Genomic DNA, 17113 nt, shown 5'->3' on the forward strand with positions numbered 1-17113 from the left:
GAGAAATTATTGTTCTTCATCATCCATTGCGTCGTCATCTTGTGTACCGTCCTCAGTACCTGAAGAGTCATCTTCCTCTGGATTGCTTTCACCTTCGTTACCTGTGCTGTCATCACCCATGTTTCCTTCCGTATCGCCCGTATTCCCCGTATCTCCAGAATTACCTTCCGTGTCATCCATTTGATCCTGTTCTTCCATTTGGTTATCTTCCATATCCCCACCATCGTCACCACAGCCTGCTAGTGTGAACACGGTGGCCATTCCCAAAATCATCATCCATTTTTTCATCTCTTCCAGCTCCCTTCCTTGTTTGTAAATCTTTTCCTTATATGAAAATTAAAGTAAACCTATAATTGGAAGTTGAATCTTTTGTCACCGTAACATAGGGGGAGGTCATTTCTTGTGTAAGTCTTTCGTCTTTATTGGCCCACTTGTCATTAGTTAAGAGGTTATATAATTATGAAGGGGTCTCTTCTTTGCACTAGAACAGGGGTTATCTCTTTGCGGTCATCGTTTTCTGTATAGTTAATCCCCTTCGTCCTTCTTGTCATGAGGAGAAGGCTCGCTTATTTTGAGGCAAAAAAATAGGAGATTTGTGCGAATCTGGATGTATGAACAAAGCAACCTAATAATATCCAGATTTTTCTCGTGGTGAATTTTTCGGTAATGGGACAACCTACGTTTATGAACATGTAGGAGGAATGACGTTGGAAAACAAAGTCAGTCGGTGGTGCCTTGTCAGTATGGCATCCATCCCGTTAGTCATGACACTTGGAAATTCAATGCTGATCCCCGTTCTTCCGATTTTTGAGAAAAAGGTAGGCATTACATCCTTCCAGTCCAGTACTATCATTACAAGTTATTCGGTAGCAGCCATTTTCCTTATTCCTGTAGCTGGTTATTTATCAGATCGCTTTGGAAGAAAAATCGTGATTCTTCCTAGTTTGGTCTTGGCTTTTATCGGCGGACTCATTGCTGGATTCTCCTCGTGGAAGGTAGACGATCCATTCATATGGATCACCATTGGGAGGGTCCTCCAAGGAATTGGAGCAGCTGGAGCAACACCGATTATATTGCCTCTAGTCGGGGATTTATACAAAGGTGATGATGAGAAGGCAAGCTCATGTCTTGGTATCATTGAAACATCTAATACTTTTGGAAAAGTGCTTAGTCCTATTCTTGGTTCCTTGTTTGCGGTTTTTTTATGGTTTTTGCCGTTCTTTTCTATTTCCTTTTTCAGTTTAATTTCTATTATCCTCGTCTTCTTTTTTATAAAGGTCCCAAAAGGGGAGGAAGAAGAACCACAGCCGTTTAAACAGTTTCTTCAAAAAACAAAGGATATTTTTAAACAGGAAGGAAAGTGGCTGTATCCTGTTTTTCTGCTTGGTGTTTATGCCATGCTCGTTTTATTTGCGGTGCTTTTTTTCATGTCGGATATTCTTGAGAAAATCCATCAAATCAAAGGTGTGAAGAAAGGCTTCGTTCTTGCTATTCCATTGTTTACATTATGTATAGCCGCTTTTGTAACAGGAAAGAAAATCAAGGGTGATACCGCAGTGATGAAGTGGGTACTCGTGATCGCCTTGATAATGATGTCGGCAAGCGTGGTATTCGTGGGCTATGTGAGTGAGAAAATAATACTCCTTTTAATTGTTACGAGTGTATTAGGCACAGCCATAGGTGGAATGCTGCCAACGCTTGATGCATTGATTACAGAAGGAATTGAAAAAGGAGAACGAGGCACGATCACTTCCTTTTACAGTTCATCAAGGTTTATAGGGGTAGCGGCTGGTCCTCCGGTTATGTCGCTTCTTATGAAAGAGTATTTAAATATGGGCTATATGGCTGGTGGAGCGATAGGAGCTATACTATTATTGATCGTTTGGTTCTTAATCAAGCCTGAGAAAAGAGCAAATAAAACAAAAAATGCATAAAAGAACGCCTACGCAGACCGCGTGAGGCGTTTTCTTTTTTAGCAATATTGATTGTAAGCGTTCGTTAAATTTGCGACAATTTCTTCTACTTCATAATCCTCAATTTCTTCACGGGGAATGAAGTGGAGAACCTGTCCATCTTTCAAAAGAGCCATTGATGGAGAAGAGGGCTCATAGCCTTCTAGATAATCACGCATGCGTGAAGTCGCTTCGCGATCTTGACCAGCAAAAACAGTAACAAGGTTTTCCGGCCGTTTTTCGTTGTTTAACGACTCTCGTGCGGACGGACGAGCAAGTCCAGCAGCACAACCACACACAGAGTTGATAACAACAAGGGAAGTCCCTTTTGTTTCACTTATGAATGTGTCGACCTCCTCTGGCGTTGTCAGTTCAGTAAAGCCGGCATTTGTCAGCTCATCACGCATCGGCTGGGAAATTTCTTTCATATATGCTTCATATGGGTTCATACTATTGGCCTCCTATTATTGTTTTTTCTTTGTGGCTTGAGTCATTTGGTGCCACACAGACCCTTTCGCTTCTTCGCCGCCCTCAATTCGTTCGATGGCCATGTTTATCTGCATACGAACTTCGAATTCAGGATCATTTGCAGCTTCCTTAAGGGCAGGCAGGGCTGCTTCGTCACCAAGCTCATATAAAAACATCGCGGCACGCCAGCGGACGAGTTTATTTGAATCTGAGAGCGACTCGATCATCCTTGGCATCGCTTCCTTGAATCCAAGGTCAGAGATACAATCACCGGCTGTCCGACGAACGGTGACTGACTTGTCATGAAGGGCTTTGTAAAGGTAGGGGAGGGTTTCCAATTCTTCAATCATACCTAAATAGGCGGTGGCAAGTCTGCGAATGGATGCTTTTTCATCATCCAGCGCTTTGTCCAGTACCCGGTAATCCTCTGCACTAGGCTCCATACGGTCTAAAGCCGCATAACGAACTTTCCAATCGTCATGATCCAGTGTTTCTAAGCTGATCTTCGACCGACCCTCTTTTTTTTCGACTTTATCCGTGTCTTGATCAAACGCTTGTTTAACAAGGGATTCCAGTCGATCTTCGTCATAACTGGCTGAAAGCTCTTCTTTCACCTGTTCGCCAATCTCTGCAACATCCCCATAACGTGGGTTCTGCTCTACCCACTTTCGCTCCATGATCATGTTCGGAGAAGCAGGGGATGCTTTCATTGCAGCTTCCATAAATCTCTCTGGAAGTCCGACTCGCGTTTCCTCTTCCCCTTCTTCCAATTTCACTTGCATGGGAAGTCCGCGGAACATTTGAACGAACACACGTACTTCCCCGAAATGTTCATCTGGTTGTTCTTGTTTACTTCCAGAAGGATCTTCCGTCGTCTGTGCCCCGAAGATCTGACGTACCTCTGGGAGAATCGCTTCCCATGCGATGCGTCCATTTCTTTCTAAAGCAATGAAATCCGTGACATGATATAGTCCTTTTACCCCTTCGATTTCAAAAAGTTGTTGTACGAAATCCGGTGCCTCATGAATCTCATCGCCTTTTTTATAGTTATGAGTCTCGCCATCCGGTAAAGTTTGGTTCAAGTTGATTTTCATCGAATTCGGACTTGGTGTCGGTTCAATGGATACAATTTTCACTGATTATAACCCCCTTAACGCTCGAATAAAATACGGTCCAGTTCCGAGGGATCCGCCCTCATTTCCATACACTCATTTTATCAAAGATCGTACTATGCATCCATGAATCATGTTTGGAAGGTTATAAATGATGGTTTGTAAAGTTTTTCTTAAATGATGAAACCTTACACGTCTTATATCGTAAACTAGGTGTGTTGATTTAAAGGGAGGGTGCAGGATGACTGAACCTGTTATGAAGCTGAAAAATGTGAAAAAGACAATTGGGAAAAAGGAGATTATCAAAGGGTTGAACTTTGATATATACGGAGGCGAAGTTTTTGGCTTTCTTGGCCCTAATGGGGCTGGAAAAACGACGACGATCCGAATGATGGTTGGATTGATGAACATGTCAGCTGGTGATGTCCTTATCAAAGGGCGTAGCATTAATAAAGAGTTTAAGGAAGCCATCCGTCATGTGGGAGGAATCGTTGAGAACCCCGAAATGTATCCATTTATGAGCGGGTGGAAAAACCTCGTCCATTACGCGAGGATGATGCCTGATATCACGGAAGAACGAATTATACAAGTCGTCCGGTTGGTAGGGTTGGAAAATAGAATAAAGGAGAAGGTGGGGAAATATTCGCTCGGTATGAGGCAGCGTCTCGGAATTGCCCAAGCGCTCTTACACAACCCATCTGTGTTGATTCTTGATGAACCTACAAATGGTTTAGACCCTTCAGGAATAAGGGAAATCAGGGCATATATTAGGGAGTTGGCAGAAGAAGAAGGCGTAGCCGTGATTGTATCCAGTCATATTCTATCGGAGATGGAGATGATGTGCGACAGAATCGGAATTATTAAAAACGGGGAACTGATTGCCATTCAATCCGTTACGGATGCCTTACAACAAACAGATGAAAAAGAAGTGTCGATCGAAGCGGCTCCTGTGGATGAAGCGAAGGCCGCTCTTCAGGAACTGACCGGAAGGAATGTTCAACTAAATGGTAATGTATTGACATTTACCATTGAGAAGGAAATGATTCCTAAGGTTGTTACAGATCTCGTACATAAGCAGATTCAGATTTATGGGGTCCACGCCAATCGCTCGACGCTGGAAGATAAATTCTTAGACTTGATTGGAGAGGGAGTCATTGAGTAACTTTTTTCAATTGATCAGAAACGAACATATGAAGCTCTACAGCCAAAAAGCGACGTGGATTATGGCTGCCATATTAGTGGTCCTTGTCATAGGCATGGGAGGCTTGTTTAAGATTGACGAAGCGATAACGGGTGGGGAAGTCCCAACAGGGGACAATTGGAAAGAAGAGTTGCAGCAGCAGAATGAGCAATTGATGTCACAAGAAGGCCAAGCTCAGGAAGTGGCCTATCCTGGTTATACAAATGTGGAGGAAAATCAGTACCGAATAGAAAATGACCTCCCGCCTACCGAATACAATGCATGGGATTTTGTCCGTGATAACCGCGGGTTCGTCGCTCTTGTCAGCTTGTTCACGATTATCGTAGCGGCTGGGATCACGGCAAATGAATTCAGGTGGGGAACCATTAAACTTTTACTGATCCGACCAATTTCCAGAACAAAAATCCTTTTGGCTAAGTATGTATCTGTTGTCATTTATGCCTTGACGATGCTAGTTTTGCTTTATGTGCTATCCTTTATCATAGGCGTGATATTCTTCGGAATGGATAGCTTTTCTCAGACGTATGTATATAACCAGGCTGGAGAAATCAAAGATGCGGGCATTTTTGCATTTACTGTTTCACAATATATGCTTAGTTTTGTAGAATTAATTATGATGGCTACGTTCGCTTTTATGATCGCTTCGGTGTTCCGAAATACTTCACTAGCCATCGGACTGGCTATTTTCCTAATGATGGCTGGAAGTTCAATCGTTCTTTTCTTTATGAATAAAGAGTGGGCAAAATATATCTTGTTCGCCAATACCGATTTAACCCAGTTTATGGAAGGAACACCGATGGTAGCAGATCTTACCTTAGGGTTTTCCATTACCGTTATAGCGGTATATTATCTAGTATTCCTGCTTTTATCCTGGTTTTTCTTCACGAAGAGTGACGTAGCAGGTTCCTAATAAAGGAGGAGAAAAAATGAAACGTACTGTAGAAATCGTTCTGACCATTATCGGGATGGTCCTTTTCGGCCTGCCGGTTCTTGTGAGTAGTATTTTGCTGAATACGAAAGATAACCCGCAAGTCAAACAAGAGCTTGAAAACTTCATGAATTCCCCTGAAATGCAGATGGAGGGACAAGAATCGATGCCTGAAATAAGCCAGATGATTGATGCAATGGGCTCGTTCGCTATGTTTGTGTTGATCGCAGCCCTGATTGCGATCGGTCTGGGAATTCTTTCTGCTCTCTTTCTTAAAGGGAACAAGAAACCGAAAGCAGCAGGTATTATTTTGATTGTAACCGCCATTATTTTCACGTTTGCTACTGTCTTTATTGGCGTTTTCGGAGGGGCCGTTTACCTGATCGCAGGAATTGTTGCCCTTGTCCGCAAACCGAAAAATCCGGCCGAAGAAATAAGCGATTAAAGTAAGAAAGACGCAGCTCCAGGGCTGCGTCTTTCTTACTGTTCAGATCAACAACTTCTTTTCCCTTCGTGCTTTCGCTATAGGGTCATTATTTTTAATCCATGTAGCGGTTCATGTCATCGACTTCCGCTACCTGACGGTCATACACGCTGCCCTCTTGAGGGCGAAGACCGCTCCCTCCACATACTTTACATGTATAACGCCACTCTTCATCATCCATAAGCAGCCCTTCACCATCACAGGCAAGGCAAAATTCATCTCTAGGCATGCTCATCCCTCTTTTCCTTGTTTTTCTTACCATCTCTCAAAGTAATCATCTTATACAGAGGGGATTACGTTGTTTATGAAACGGGAATGTGTGAATCATTGGAGGGATGACCATGGACAGTGAGGAAAATATGCGTCAGTCAGAAGTAAATAAAAACAAAGAAACAGATACTAAACAAACAATAGATCATCCTGGACGGCAGTTTTACCTCCCGTCACAGATCGTGGATGAATTCGGGGAAAAGGGAAGGGACCATCTCCATAAGCCTTTTCGAGCCCAGTTTTTGCTTGCTCTTACGGCTGGTTCTTTTATGACCTTCGGTGCCGTGTTCTCCGTTTTACTTGCCGTCGGTATAGAAACAAAAGGTATTTACCATTTATTATCAGGACTTGGTTTCTCAGCCGGTTATTCAATGGTGTTTATATCCGGTGCTGTCCTTTTTACAGAAATTAATGTTCTTCTTCCATCTTATTTGTTCAATAAGTCAGGATTGATGAAAAAGAGTATCTATAAATTTTGGATATCTTCGTATATTGGAAATATTATTGGTGCCTTTTTGGTGGCGGTTTTAATTCAGTGGTCAGGATCTTTTGCCGGTACTTTCTATCCAGAGCTGGATTTGTACTTGGAGCACAAAATGAAGTTCATGGATCACGGGGTAAAAGGCTGGTTTCAAGTTCTGATTTCGGGTGTGATCGCGAACTGGCTTATTGGGATGGCCGCTTTTTTGACCACTTCTGCCCGGGATTTAACAGGTAAGATTCTCGGCACAGCCCTTCCTGTTGTTCTTTTCGTTGCTGGAAATTTCCAGCACAGTGCAGCGAACATGGGATATTTCAGTATGGGCGTGCTGGCATCTGACAAATACTCCTGGTATGAATATATTTTATTTAATCTCGTACCTGCTAGTATCGGAAATTTGATCGGAGGAGCTATCTTAGTCTCCTTATTGTTCTCTTATGCTTATAAAGAAGATATCCAGACATCTTTGGGGAAGTAGAATAAAAAGGAGGTAAAACGATGAAACAAATCATAGCCATGGGCGGAGGGGGATTTTCAATGGAACCGGAGAACCCTTTACTCGATGATTATATTTTAGCCCAAGCAGAGAAAGAAAAGCCGAAGGTATGTTTCGTTCCGACGGCTAGTGGTGATTCTGATTCTTATATCCAACGTTTTTACGATGCGTTTAATCAGAAGGCGGAAACTTCTCATCTCTCCCTATTTAAGCCACCGGTGAGAGATTTACGCCTATTTTTACTGGAACAGGATATCGTTTATGTAGGAGGGGGGTCAACCAAAAATCTTCTCGTTCTCTGGCGTGAGTGGGGGATTGATGAGATTTTAAAAGAAGCATGGGAAAAGGGAGTCATCCTTGTTGGAATTAGTGCTGGGGCCATTTGCTGGTTTGATGAAGGGGTAACGGATTCATATGGAGATCAGCTTGAACCGATTCCCTGCCTGGGGTTTCTTCCAGGTAGCTGCTGTCCTCATTATGATGGAGAAGTAGAACGGCGTCCGGCTTATACAACTTTAATTAAAGAGGGTTCTATACGCCCTGGATACGCCCTTGATGATGGGGCAGCGATTCACTTTATCGATATAGACCCTGCGAAGTATATAAGTTCGCGATCTTCTGCGAAAGGTTTTTATGTGAGGGTAGAAGAGAAAGAGGTTGAGGAAAATAGGCTGAATATGGATTATTTAGGATAGACAAAACCCTTGTGCCAATGCTGGCACAAGGGTTTTGTAATATTTTAGGCCTGATGTACTTCTTGTGGAACGTTTAAACGAAGGCCATCCGCTACACGTTGCCCGTATTCCGGGTCCGCTTTATAGAAGTGTTTAATCTGACGGAGCTTAATTTCGTCGTTTTCTACAGGTTGCATAGAATCTACGATGTTTTTGACAAGGCGACTGCGTTCTCCATCATCCATCATACGGTAAAGATCACCAGCTTGTGTGTAATGATCGTTATGATCATATTCTACACTAGCAGCAGCACCACTTACTTTAAAGGAAGCTGGTTTACTTTCCGGTATTTCTTCTGGCCCTCCGAAGCTGTTTGGTTCATAGTTAGGCTGAACACCACCGTTACCATCGAAACGCATGAAACCATCACGCTGGTGATTGTTCACTTGGGCACGTGGGCGGTTGATAGGCAGAGCATCATGATTAGCTCCTACACGATAACGGTGGGCATCAGAGTAAGCAAATAATCGGCCCTGCAGCATTTTATCAGGAGAAGGTTCAATTCCTGGGACAAGTGTTCCAGGAGAGAATGTCACCTGTTCTACTTCTGCAAAGTAGTTTTTCGGGTTTTGGTCAAGGACCATGCGTCCAACTTCGATGAGCGGATAGTCTTTGTGTGACCATACTTTTGTGACGTCAAAGGGATCGAAACGGTACGTGTCAGCATCTTTGATTGGCATAATCTGAACATATACTTTCCAAGAAGGGTAGTTCCCTTTTTCAATGGATTCGTAGAGATCCTGGGTTTTATAGTCAGGATTTTCACCAGCCATTCGTGTTCCTGTTTCTTCGCTAAGATTCTGGATTCCTTGTTCAGTCTTGAAGTGGTATTTTACCCAGACAGAATCGCCTTCTGCGTTTGTCCATTTAAAGGTATGACTTCCATATCCATTCATATGTCGATATGTTGCTGGTATTCCCCGGTCTGAATGCAAGATTGTTACCTGATGTAAGGATTCAGGAGAAAGGGAGAAGAAATCCCAGACGGCATTAGGGTCCTTGCAGTTGGTTGCCGGGTTACGTTTTTGTGTATGGATGAAATCAGGGAATTTGATGGCATCACGGATAAAGAAGACAGGAGTATTATTACCCACTAGATCATAGTTTCCTTCTTCTGTATAAAATTTGACTGCGAACCCCCGCGGGTCACGGACAGTATCGGCAGAACCCTTTTCCCCGGCTACTGTAGAGAAGCGTGTGAATAAAGGGGTACGTTTTCCGATTTCGTCCAAAAATTTGGCTTTGGTGTATTTGGAAACATCATTCGTTACTTCAAAATACCCATGGGCACCCGCGCCTTTGGCATGGACGACACGCTCAGGAATCCGCTCACGGTTGAAATGGGCGAGTTTTTCCAGCAAATGGACATCTTGTATAAGAGTAGGACCACGGGACCCAGCGGTCATAGAGTTCTGATTGTCACCGACAGGAGCGCCGGTATTTGTAGTTAGAGAAGATTTATGGTTGTTTTCTGACATGAATATACACCTCAGTTTTTTTAAATTGATTACACCCCTTATTATAATAGCATTTTTATAAAAATCAATATCTATTTAAAATAATTATAAATAAATAACCCTTAAAAATGTTTTAAAGTGTATGGATGGAATAAATAACCACACCAGGTCATCCAATATTTGGATGACCTGGTGTGGTGTTATATGGAACAATCATTCGAAAAGAAGTATTTCCGGGTCTTTTTTGTAGGTGTGGACTAACATAGCATGAAGTTGACCACGGTGATGGTACATATGAGACACAATCTGAATCAGCCACTCGAAACGAGTATTGGTGACCCCCCACCAGGAAGTGGTTTTTGTGTAGAGATGTTCTTCGGTATAATTCTCAAATTGGGCTTTTAATTGCGAAAAATTTTCAAATAAACGTTCTAAAATTTCATCTTTTGTTTTCATTGATACCGTTTCATAGAAGCGCTCCATTTCTTCTTTAGAAGCCCCTTCTGTGATGTGACCATCAGCAGCTGGGATTGCCGCGATATGCTCAAGCAGTTCTCCGATAGAATATTTGCCCTCTGTTGGTCTTAAGGCCAGATCCTCATCGGAAAGTTGACCAACCATTTCAGAGATGGAAGCTATGACGATTTCTAATTGATGGAATGCGCTCTGACAATACATATTCATAGGAACACAACCTTATTAAAATTGTTATTCCTCCTCTTATTCTCCGGAGCCCGACTAAATCCCTTTTTAAAGCGGAAAACTACAATAAACGACGAAAAATTCCCTAGTCTCTTTTGCGTGTACACAAGTGCGGTCCTGCATTTTTGGAAGAAAAGACTAAGACATTCATTAATCATTTTAAAACGGCGTTGACTCTGACGTTACGTCATACCTTATCGTTAGAGCTGAGGTGATCACCGATGTATAAAGTGAAGGAAGTTGCAACAATGGCAGGGGTGAGTGTGCGTACTTTGCACCATTATGACCATATTGGTTTGCTGTCCCCGGGGAATGTCAATGAAAAGGGGTATCGTTTATATGGGGAAAGGGAGGTGGCGCGCCTTCAACAAATTCTTTTTTTTAAGGAGATGGACTTTTCTCTGCCAAAAATAAAGCAGATTCTGGATGACCCCGAATTTGATGAAGAAGAAGCATTACAACATCATCGGGAGATACTTTGGAAAAAGAAAGCACGGTTGGAACGATTGATACAATCTGTTGATCAAACGCTCGAGACCGTAAGGGGAGGAACATTAATGGAAGATGAAAAACGATTTAAGCCATTTGATATGAGTGAAATTGAGGAGCATCAGAAGAAATATGAAAAAGAAGTAGAGGAGCGTTGGGGAGATACGGAGGCTTACAAAGAATCGAAACGAAAAACAAATAATTATACCGATGAAGATTGGAAAAGGATCCAGGAGGAAAGTAATCGTATTGACCGTGAGTTGGTAAAGCTGATGGGTAGAGATCCTTCAGATGAAGAGGTCCAGCGCCTGATTGGTGAAAAACGGCAGCACATCACAGATAATTTTTACGAATGTAAGGGAGAAATTTTTAGAGGGCTTGCGGATATGTATGTCAACGACCCCCGATTCACCAAAAATATCGATAAATGGAATGAAGGCTACGCCGAATTCTTAAAGAAAGCTATACACACCTACTGCGACCGATTGGGTTAACGAATCCCTTGTTGTCATGGTATGTGAAATACTCCATTCATTTCTGCAATATTGACAGAAGCAAATAAGAGAAAAAACAGCGACTTACAGGTGCATGGCGGTAAGTCGCTGTTTTATAAATAAATAGCTCTTCTTGGTCCTCTCCTGTACTAGGTCATACAGTGATTTCCAAATTATCTTGGCTGGCAGATAAGTCCGTTATGGACTTTGATGTATCCATGGCGCAAGATGTTAAACCCTGCTTCATACATATAGAGCCCCATTTGCTCGACGGTCATTAACTCACGGTAGGTGTGATTCATAACATCTGCCATCACATGATAGTAGAGACGTGACCGAAGCTGATTTCTTGGAGTAGTCAAGATAGCGTAACCACCCTCTTTTAAAAACCTGCGGTGCCAATCAGCAACTTCGTGTTTGTATTTATCTGGAAAGTGCTCCAACAGACCAACGGAGAGAACAATATCAAATTCTTTCCCGAAATCCAGATTGCGAATATCGTCAACGATGTATTCGATATTTAGATCGTCCTTATAGATGACTTTTCCCTGACCGGTTTTAGGATTCTCCCCCAAGAAAGGGTAGTCTTCTGGAAAATCAGCAAAACGTGTATTCTTGCAATACTCATCATAATCGACCATGATAATTTCCGACCCTGGATACATGGCGCCAAGCTGCATAGCTTCGTAACCTTCGGCAGCACCTAAGAATAGAATACGAGGTTTCTTTAAGTGTAAACCTTCAAACAGGGCTCTCTTGCCACGGGGGTCCCATATTCCATCTTGAATTCTGTGTATATAGTTCCATAATTGTAATTGAATAAGGTCGCCAAGAGCATGTTTTATTTCCTTTGTATGAAAGGAGCGTAAGCTTTTAATGAATTGTTTTTTTCCATGTGTTTTTTCTGCTGGTATATCCTTGATAAACCACTCGTGAAAAGCTTTATTAAAATAAGTCCATGAAGTTTGCGGGTCCATCTGTCTAGCATGTTCCAACTCCCAATCGGTCCGTTCCTTTGAATACTTTTGAACTTCAAAAGGCTTACCTATATCTTTCCAAGTCAAAAGGGACCAGTCTGATACAGTATTCAGGTGAACGAACTTATTGTACTCTTTATCCGAATAACGTCTAAGATCGATGCGGTATTGCGGGTGGAGAAACGTTTCATTGATATTCTCTTCATTAAAGGGCTTAGGTGTGCTTGCTTCTGAAACAACTTCACGTAACATCTACCTATCACCTCTCCAGTCTGTTTTATACAACTATACCTTTAATTGGAAGCGTTTACAATGAGATTCATCTTACAATATATGGGTGGCCAGGTCACCCATATATTGTAAGACCAGGCGATCCAATAAATCCCAAAACTTTGACTATGAGTCAAGTTTTGGGATTTATTTACATCAAGGGGCGAAACCTTAGGTATATTTAACCATTAAAACCTAATTATTACGATGGAGTAAAGATGATGTAATGTTTGAAAAATGATTGTTGCCGTCCTGTTATTGGCATATGGGTTAGACGTGTTAAAGTAGGTAATGTGATTTTGGAACAGCGCTTAGCCGCAGAGCTGAGCGAGACTGTTAAACCAAGGAGGAAATGTAAGAATGATGAAAAAGACAGTGGTATCTTTGGCAGCGGTCGCATCGGTTTCGGCGGTAACAGCAACAACAGTAAGTGCAGATGAGGTTAAAATAGAAAAAGGCGATACTCTTTGGGGCATTGCTCAGGATAAAGGAGTATCTGTTCAAGATATAAAAGAAGAAAATGGCCTTTCTTCTGATTTGATTTTTCCTAATCAAGTTCTTTCTATTAATGAAGGACAGAAAGTAGAAGCACAACCTGAAACTTCCAATACTGTTCATACAGTTCAAGCTGGTGACACGCTGTATAGCATAGGACAAGCAAACAATGTAAGTGTGGAAGAGTTGAAAGCTTGGAACAATCTTAACTCAAGCTTCATCTATCCAGGGGACAAGCTTTCTCTTGAAGGGTCTGCGGTTGCGGATAAAAAATCTACCGAGAATACTTCCAATGATAATGAGGCAGAAGCAGCCCAAACGTCCAGTCAGCCATCTGAGGATGGTGTTGTAAAAACTTTGAATATGGAGGCGACAGCTTATACAGCCTCTTGTGAAGGGTGCTCTGGGACTACTTCTACAGGGATTGACCTGAAAGCTAACCCTGACCAAAAAGTAATTGCAGTAGATCCAAATGTGATCCCGCTTGGTTCAGAAGTTTATGTAGAGGGTTATGGTAAAGCAATCGCCGGGGATGTTGGTGGTTCAATTAATGGAAACCGTATCGACGTGTTCATGCCTGAAAAATCCGACGCTATTGATTTTGGTCGTAAAACAGTAGAAGTCAAAGTATATGAATAAGAGATAGTAAGAGACGATCTTTTAAAAGATCGTCTCTTTTTTATGTCTAGAAAAATACTATCTTAAAAAATCCCTTCTAAGCAGAAAGAGGTAATCCTAAGCATTTTCCTAGGAAGTACTATCCATTACGAATATCTGTAACTTTGATAAAATTCAGCTCCTATAAAGGGAAGGGCGACATCCGTTTCCTCGACAAAAATTAAATTTTTTCAACATAAATAAGTATTAAAATCAACCGCTGTGGGTATCGCTAGGTATTAATGATTCCTTGTTTAACACCCTTAGCAAGAAAAATACGTATAAATTATAAATTTTTCTTGCGTTTACGACGTTTTACTAATAATATCAAAGGGAATCGTTTCATATCCTAAATAGAAAAGGAGGTCACCACTATGACTCTGCTATACTCAAAAGCCCGTGAGCTTTTCGATCAGGATTACAAAAATAGTCCTGAAGCCCAAGTCCAGCCAAGAGCTAAAGGCGTGAAGCGTACACGGAGTGGAAAGGTTCTATTCTCTTTCCGTAAGCCGAACAACAAGCGGAAATAGCATTAGAAGTGGTGGAGGTAGCTATGAGAAGTAATAGAAAAAGAATAAACATGGCCGATTTCTTAAAAGAAGTTGTCCCGTGGATCAGCGCTTTATTGACAGAATCAGTCATGAGGCGCTGATTTTTTATAGATGTAGAAAATAGCAGATGAAGATGAGGGGTTCTTTATCCGCTGCAAAAGGTCTTCTTTTTAGGGTTCAGGGAGAAGTTGAAGATACAGTTTTACAGGTTTACATACAGAAGAGATGGGTTATCGTATTCGCTAAGGAGGCGGATACGATGAATATTTTTTCGCAAGAGGCTTTGAAAAACGAACATACCCTTATTTCCGGAGCTACAGGTGGGATCGGATATGAGACGGCGAAGGAAGTAGTTAGGGCTGGTGGTCATATCACTATTACTGGTCGCAATGAAGAAAAATTGACATCCTTAAAAAAGGAATGTGCTACGATAAATGGAGAGGTTCAGATTTGCGTTAAGGTAGCGGACTTGAATGAGAAATCATCACAAAGGAGAGTGGTCCAAGACGCCGAACAGACGATTGGCCCTGTAACAGGCCTCGTCAATTCTGCTGGAATCACGGGAGGCGGGCCTCTCGAAGATCTTAGGGAAGAAGATTTACGAAAAGTGATGGAGTTTAATTATTTTTCAACCGTTCTCTTCACCCAGGAAGTTTATAAAAGCATGAAAAGTCAGGGTCGGGGGAGCATTGTCAACCTTTCATCATTATCGGGATTACGTGGAACACATGGAGGAACAGCATATAGTGCATCGAAGTTTGCGATTATAGGTTTCACCCAATCTTTTGCACATGAGGCCATTGAACATGGGGTGCGTGTGAATGCCGTTTGCCCTGGATATGTAGATACGACTATGGGCCGGGAATCAATCCGGTCTAAAGGAGAACGGGAAGGTAGAACTTATGAAAAGCAGAGAAAGGTTGCAGAGAAGGGTATCCCTTCAGGCAAATTGAGTGAACCGAGTGAAGTCGCTCGTACTATTGTCTATCTTTTAACGGAAGCCTCTACCAATATCGTTGGTGAATCATTGAAAATCTCAGGCGGGAGTGTCATGCGATAATTTGAGAGGAGGCTGGATCTTTGATAGGAGAACGATATGCAAGGCAGCAACTTTTTAAACCAATTGGGGAGAAAGGACAAGCCCAACTCCAAGAAGCGCATGTGCTTCTTATTGGGGCGGGCGCTTTAGGGACAAGCAGCTCTGAACAACTTGTTAGGGCAGGGGTTGGCAAAATAACAATCATCGATCGAGACTATGTAGAGGTAAGTAACTTGCAACGCCAGCAACTTTTCACAGAGAAAGATGTGGAGGAACGTATTCCTAAAGCCATTGCTACTAAACAACGATTACAAGAAATTAATAGTGGGATTGACATAACTGCCATTGTTGAAGATGTCCAAATTGAAGAAATCGAGCGCTATTCTAATGGTGTTGATTTGATTATTGATGGAACGGATAACTTTGAAACACGCATGCTGATTAACGACTTCGCACAAAAATACAGAATCCCCTGGATTTATGGAGGTTGTGTAGGAAGTAACGGGATGAGTTATACGATTATTCCGGGAAAAACCCCTTGCCTTTCTTGTTTGCTTAGTAGTGTCCCTATGGGAGGGGCTACATGTGATACGGTCGGGGTAATTAGCCCAGCAGTTCAAATGGTGACCTCTCACCAGGTTACAGAAGCTCTAAAAATATTAGTCTCGGATGAAACGTCCCTTCGCAAAGGTCTGATGATATTTGATCTTTGGAAAAATGATTATTCTATTATTAAAACAGATCGGATTCAAAAAAATGACTGCTTCTCTTGTGGGGAGGCGCCCAGTTATCCTTATCTTTCTGGTGAAAAAATGACTAAAACAGCCGTGTTATGTGGAAGGGATACGGTGCAAATCCGTCCTGGAATAAAGGAGAAAAGAGATTTGGAGAAGCTAAAGAAGCTTTTGCCGAAGGGGGAAATTAAAGAGAACCCCTTTCTACTTTCTTTTAAAAGCCCCGAATATCGCATGGTGTTTTTTAGGGATGGGCGCGTGTTAATCCATGGAACAAAAGATATTAAAGAAGCGAAGTCTATCTACCATAAAATTGTTGGCGGGTGAAATTGTTTGTCCATTCGTTTAATGGGGAATAAAAGGAATATCAACTAATAAGGGGAGTGCATCATGGGCCGACTACTTAAACGTGTATTCAAATATGGACCAATTGTTTATCCAATCATAAAAAAATTCATGCGTAAGCGAAGAGGTCGTTACTAAAGCGGGCAGGTTACTGCCTGCTTCATTTTTTCATTAGGAACACAGCCGTCGCCTCGCAGTCTGAAGTAGGAGCTATGGTGTATGGTTATAACCACCGGTGTTGAAATTCATCCTATATAATAAGGAGGAAAAAAGACGATTACGTTCCAGAAGGTGATAATCTTAAAAAAGAATTAAAAAAACTATTGCAAGGTTTTATGAGCCATGATATATTATTACTTGTCGCGTTAAGAGAGCGGCAAGCCGCAACGGCTTAACAAAATAAATCATAAAAAAGTTGTTGACGATAACGACTGAACATGATACATTAATTAAGTCGCTGTTTTGAAGAGGCGAACCAAACATTGATCTTTGAAAACTGAACGAACCAACCAGTACGTCAAACATTTCTTCTTATATAGAAGAGATTTTAAACAAGCACATTCGGTGTGCAAATGAGCAAGTCAAACTTAACTTTTATGGAGAGTTTGATCCTGGCTCAGGACGAACGCTGGCGGCGTGCCTAATACATGCAAGTCGAGCGCGGGAAGCGAGTGGATCCCTTCGGGGTGAAGCTCGTGGAACGAGCGGCGGACGGGTGAGTAACACGTGGGCAACCTGCCTGTAAGACCGGAATAACCCCGGGAAACCGGGGCTAAT

Annotated in this window: 19 protein-coding genes and 1 rRNA gene; 13 read left to right on the plus strand and 7 right to left on the minus strand. The window is 42.1% G+C overall.

Features of this window, described 5'->3' with window-relative positions:
* Positions 1–6 precede the first annotated feature (6 nt).
* Entirely contained in the window at positions 7–288 is a 282-nt protein-coding gene (locus BLW54_RS17220; RefSeq protein WP_074736056.1) for a hypothetical protein, read from the minus strand.
* Between the two features lie 413 nt (positions 289–701).
* Here BLW54_RS17220 and BLW54_RS17225 point away from each other — a divergent pair, with 413 nt between their 5' ends.
* On the plus strand, positions 702–1934 hold the full coding sequence (locus BLW54_RS17225; RefSeq protein ID WP_035511071.1) for an MFS transporter: 1233 nt from the start codon (positions 702–704) through the stop codon (positions 1932–1934).
* 38 nt (positions 1935–1972) lie between these two features.
* On the opposite strand, the gene BLW54_RS17230 is transcribed toward BLW54_RS17225, so the two are convergent.
* Both BLW54_RS17230 and BLW54_RS17235 read right to left on the minus strand, forming a co-directional pair.
* Positions 1973–2401 (minus strand): BrxA/BrxB family bacilliredoxin, encoded by a 429-nt coding sequence (locus BLW54_RS17230; protein WP_035511073.1) that lies wholly within the window; start codon positions 2399–2401, stop codon positions 1973–1975.
* Between the two features lie 15 nt (positions 2402–2416).
* Positions 2417–3556: a conserved virulence factor C family protein gene (locus BLW54_RS17235; protein WP_035511075.1), complete on the minus strand. Its 1140-nt coding sequence runs from the start codon at positions 3554–3556 to the stop codon at positions 2417–2419.
* A gap of 217 nt (positions 3557–3773) precedes the next feature.
* Between BLW54_RS17235 and BLW54_RS17240 the strand changes: the two genes are divergently transcribed.
* Genes BLW54_RS17240 through BLW54_RS17250 form a run of 3 tightly spaced genes read left to right on the plus strand, consistent with a single transcriptional unit; the run spans position 3774 to position 6106 of the window.
* Positions 3774–4694: an ABC transporter ATP-binding protein gene (locus BLW54_RS17240; protein ID WP_035511076.1), complete on the plus strand. Its 921-nt coding sequence runs from the start codon at positions 3774–3776 to the stop codon at positions 4692–4694.
* Positions 4687–5643 (plus strand): ABC transporter permease, encoded by a 957-nt coding sequence (locus BLW54_RS17245; RefSeq protein WP_035511080.1) that lies wholly within the window; start codon positions 4687–4689, stop codon positions 5641–5643. Before BLW54_RS17240 ends, BLW54_RS17245 begins: the two co-directional genes overlap by 8 nt.
* A 16-nt stretch (positions 5644–5659) precedes the next feature.
* Entirely contained in the window at positions 5660–6106 is a 447-nt protein-coding gene (locus BLW54_RS17250) for a DUF4064 domain-containing protein (protein WP_074736058.1), read from the plus strand.
* A 94-nt stretch (positions 6107–6200) separates the two neighbouring features.
* Here BLW54_RS17250 and BLW54_RS20790 read toward each other — a convergent pair whose 3' ends face one another.
* Entirely contained in the window at positions 6201–6374 is a 174-nt protein-coding gene (locus tag BLW54_RS20790; RefSeq protein ID WP_167358834.1) for a hypothetical protein, read from the minus strand.
* A 112-nt stretch (positions 6375–6486) separates the two neighbouring features.
* Here BLW54_RS20790 and BLW54_RS17255 point away from each other — a divergent pair, with 112 nt between their 5' ends.
* The gene (locus tag BLW54_RS17255; RefSeq protein WP_035511084.1) at positions 6487–7374 is read left to right on the plus strand and encodes a formate/nitrite transporter family protein; all 888 of its coding nucleotides are present in this window, start codon (positions 6487–6489) and stop codon (positions 7372–7374) included.
* A gap of 20 nt (positions 7375–7394) precedes the next feature.
* Entirely contained in the window at positions 7395–8087 is a 693-nt protein-coding gene (locus BLW54_RS17260; protein ID WP_035511087.1) for a Type 1 glutamine amidotransferase-like domain-containing protein, read from the plus strand.
* A gap of 44 nt (positions 8088–8131) precedes the next feature.
* Here BLW54_RS17260 and BLW54_RS17265 read toward each other — a convergent pair whose 3' ends face one another.
* The gene (locus BLW54_RS17265; RefSeq protein WP_035511089.1) at positions 8132–9604 is read right to left on the minus strand and encodes a catalase; all 1473 of its coding nucleotides are present in this window, start codon (positions 9602–9604) and stop codon (positions 8132–8134) included.
* A gap of 192 nt (positions 9605–9796) precedes the next feature.
* Positions 9797–10267 carry a DinB family protein gene (locus tag BLW54_RS17270; protein ID WP_035511090.1) on the minus strand — a complete coding sequence of 157 codons (471 nt, stop codon included), beginning with the start codon at positions 10265–10267 and terminating at the stop codon, positions 9797–9799.
* A 239-nt stretch (positions 10268–10506) separates the two neighbouring features.
* Here BLW54_RS17270 and BLW54_RS17275 point away from each other — a divergent pair, with 239 nt between their 5' ends.
* Positions 10507–11268 carry a MerR family transcriptional regulator gene (locus BLW54_RS17275; protein ID WP_074736061.1) on the plus strand — a complete coding sequence of 254 codons (762 nt, stop codon included), beginning with the start codon at positions 10507–10509 and terminating at the stop codon, positions 11266–11268.
* Between the two features lie 173 nt (positions 11269–11441).
* Here BLW54_RS17275 and BLW54_RS17280 read toward each other — a convergent pair whose 3' ends face one another.
* A complete protein-coding gene (locus BLW54_RS17280) occupies positions 11442–12497 on the minus strand; it encodes a class I SAM-dependent methyltransferase (protein WP_074736064.1) in 1056 nt (351 codons plus the stop codon).
* A 381-nt stretch (positions 12498–12878) separates the two neighbouring features.
* On the opposite strand from BLW54_RS17280, the gene BLW54_RS17285 reads away from it, so the two are divergent.
* From BLW54_RS17285 to BLW54_RS17300, 6 genes are all read left to right on the plus strand, one after another.
* A complete protein-coding gene (locus BLW54_RS17285) occupies positions 12879–13649 on the plus strand; it encodes a LysM peptidoglycan-binding and 3D domain-containing protein (protein ID WP_035511125.1) in 771 nt (256 codons plus the stop codon).
* 392 nt (positions 13650–14041) lie between these two features.
* Positions 14042–14197 (plus strand): hypothetical protein, encoded by a 156-nt coding sequence (locus tag BLW54_RS20795; protein ID WP_167358835.1) that lies wholly within the window; start codon positions 14042–14044, stop codon positions 14195–14197.
* Positions 14198–14477: 280 nt separating this feature from the next.
* On the plus strand, positions 14478–15278 hold the full coding sequence (locus tag BLW54_RS17290; RefSeq protein WP_035511095.1) for an SDR family NAD(P)-dependent oxidoreductase: 801 nt from the start codon (positions 14478–14480) through the stop codon (positions 15276–15278).
* A 23-nt stretch (positions 15279–15301) separates the two neighbouring features.
* On the plus strand, positions 15302–16318 hold the full coding sequence (locus BLW54_RS17295; protein ID WP_035511127.1) for a MoeB/ThiF family adenylyltransferase: 1017 nt from the start codon (positions 15302–15304) through the stop codon (positions 16316–16318).
* Positions 16319–16381: 63 nt separating this feature from the next.
* Positions 16382–16474, plus strand: coding sequence for a small protein YxzF (gene yxzF / locus BLW54_RS21420; protein WP_500683379.1), 93 nt, complete (start codon positions 16382–16384; stop codon positions 16472–16474).
* A gap of 455 nt (positions 16475–16929) precedes the next feature.
* Positions 16930–17113 (plus strand): 16S ribosomal RNA (locus BLW54_RS17300); the annotation flags it as partial.

This window comes from Halobacillus karajensis (assembly GCF_900108515.1).
GTDB classification, from domain to species: domain Bacteria; phylum Bacillota; class Bacilli; order Bacillales; family Halobacillaceae; genus Halobacillus; species Halobacillus karajensis.

Excerpts from the sequence above, each read along its gene's own strand:
- BLW54_RS17220 (WP_074736056.1), bottom strand. The coding sequence starts at position 288 with ATGAAAAAATGGATGATGATTTTGGGAATGGCCACCGTGTTCACACTA.
- BLW54_RS17225 (WP_035511071.1), top strand. The coding sequence starts at position 702 with ATGACGTTGGAAAACAAAGTCAGTCGGTGGTGCCTTGTCAGTATGGCA.
- BLW54_RS17230 (WP_035511073.1), bottom strand. The coding sequence starts at position 2,401 with ATGAACCCATATGAAGCATATATGAAAGAAATTTCCCAGCCGATGCGT.
- BLW54_RS17240 (WP_035511076.1), top strand. The coding sequence starts at position 3,774 with ATGACTGAACCTGTTATGAAGCTGAAAAATGTGAAAAAGACAATTGGG.
- BLW54_RS17250 (WP_074736058.1), top strand. The coding sequence starts at position 5,660 with ATGAAACGTACTGTAGAAATCGTTCTGACCATTATCGGGATGGTCCTT.
- BLW54_RS20790 (WP_167358834.1), bottom strand. The coding sequence starts at position 6,374 with ATGCCTAGAGATGAATTTTGCCTTGCCTGTGATGGTGAAGGGCTGCTT.
- BLW54_RS17255 (WP_035511084.1), top strand. The coding sequence starts at position 6,487 with ATGGACAGTGAGGAAAATATGCGTCAGTCAGAAGTAAATAAAAACAAA.
- BLW54_RS17260 (WP_035511087.1), top strand. The coding sequence starts at position 7,395 with ATGAAACAAATCATAGCCATGGGCGGAGGGGGATTTTCAATGGAACCG.
- BLW54_RS17265 (WP_035511089.1), bottom strand. The coding sequence starts at position 9,604 with ATGTCAGAAAACAACCATAAATCTTCTCTAACTACAAATACCGGCGCT.
- BLW54_RS17270 (WP_035511090.1), bottom strand. The coding sequence starts at position 10,267 with ATGAATATGTATTGTCAGAGCGCATTCCATCAATTAGAAATCGTCATA.
- BLW54_RS17275 (WP_074736061.1), top strand. The coding sequence starts at position 10,507 with ATGTATAAAGTGAAGGAAGTTGCAACAATGGCAGGGGTGAGTGTGCGT.
- BLW54_RS17280 (WP_074736064.1), bottom strand. The coding sequence starts at position 12,497 with ATGTTACGTGAAGTTGTTTCAGAAGCAAGCACACCTAAGCCCTTTAAT.
- BLW54_RS17285 (WP_035511125.1), top strand. The coding sequence starts at position 12,879 with ATGAAAAAGACAGTGGTATCTTTGGCAGCGGTCGCATCGGTTTCGGCG.
- BLW54_RS20795 (WP_167358835.1), top strand. The coding sequence starts at position 14,042 with ATGACTCTGCTATACTCAAAAGCCCGTGAGCTTTTCGATCAGGATTAC.
- BLW54_RS17290 (WP_035511095.1), top strand. The coding sequence starts at position 14,478 with ATGAATATTTTTTCGCAAGAGGCTTTGAAAAACGAACATACCCTTATT.
- yxzF (WP_500683379.1), top strand. The coding sequence starts at position 16,382 with ATGGGCCGACTACTTAAACGTGTATTCAAATATGGACCAATTGTTTAT.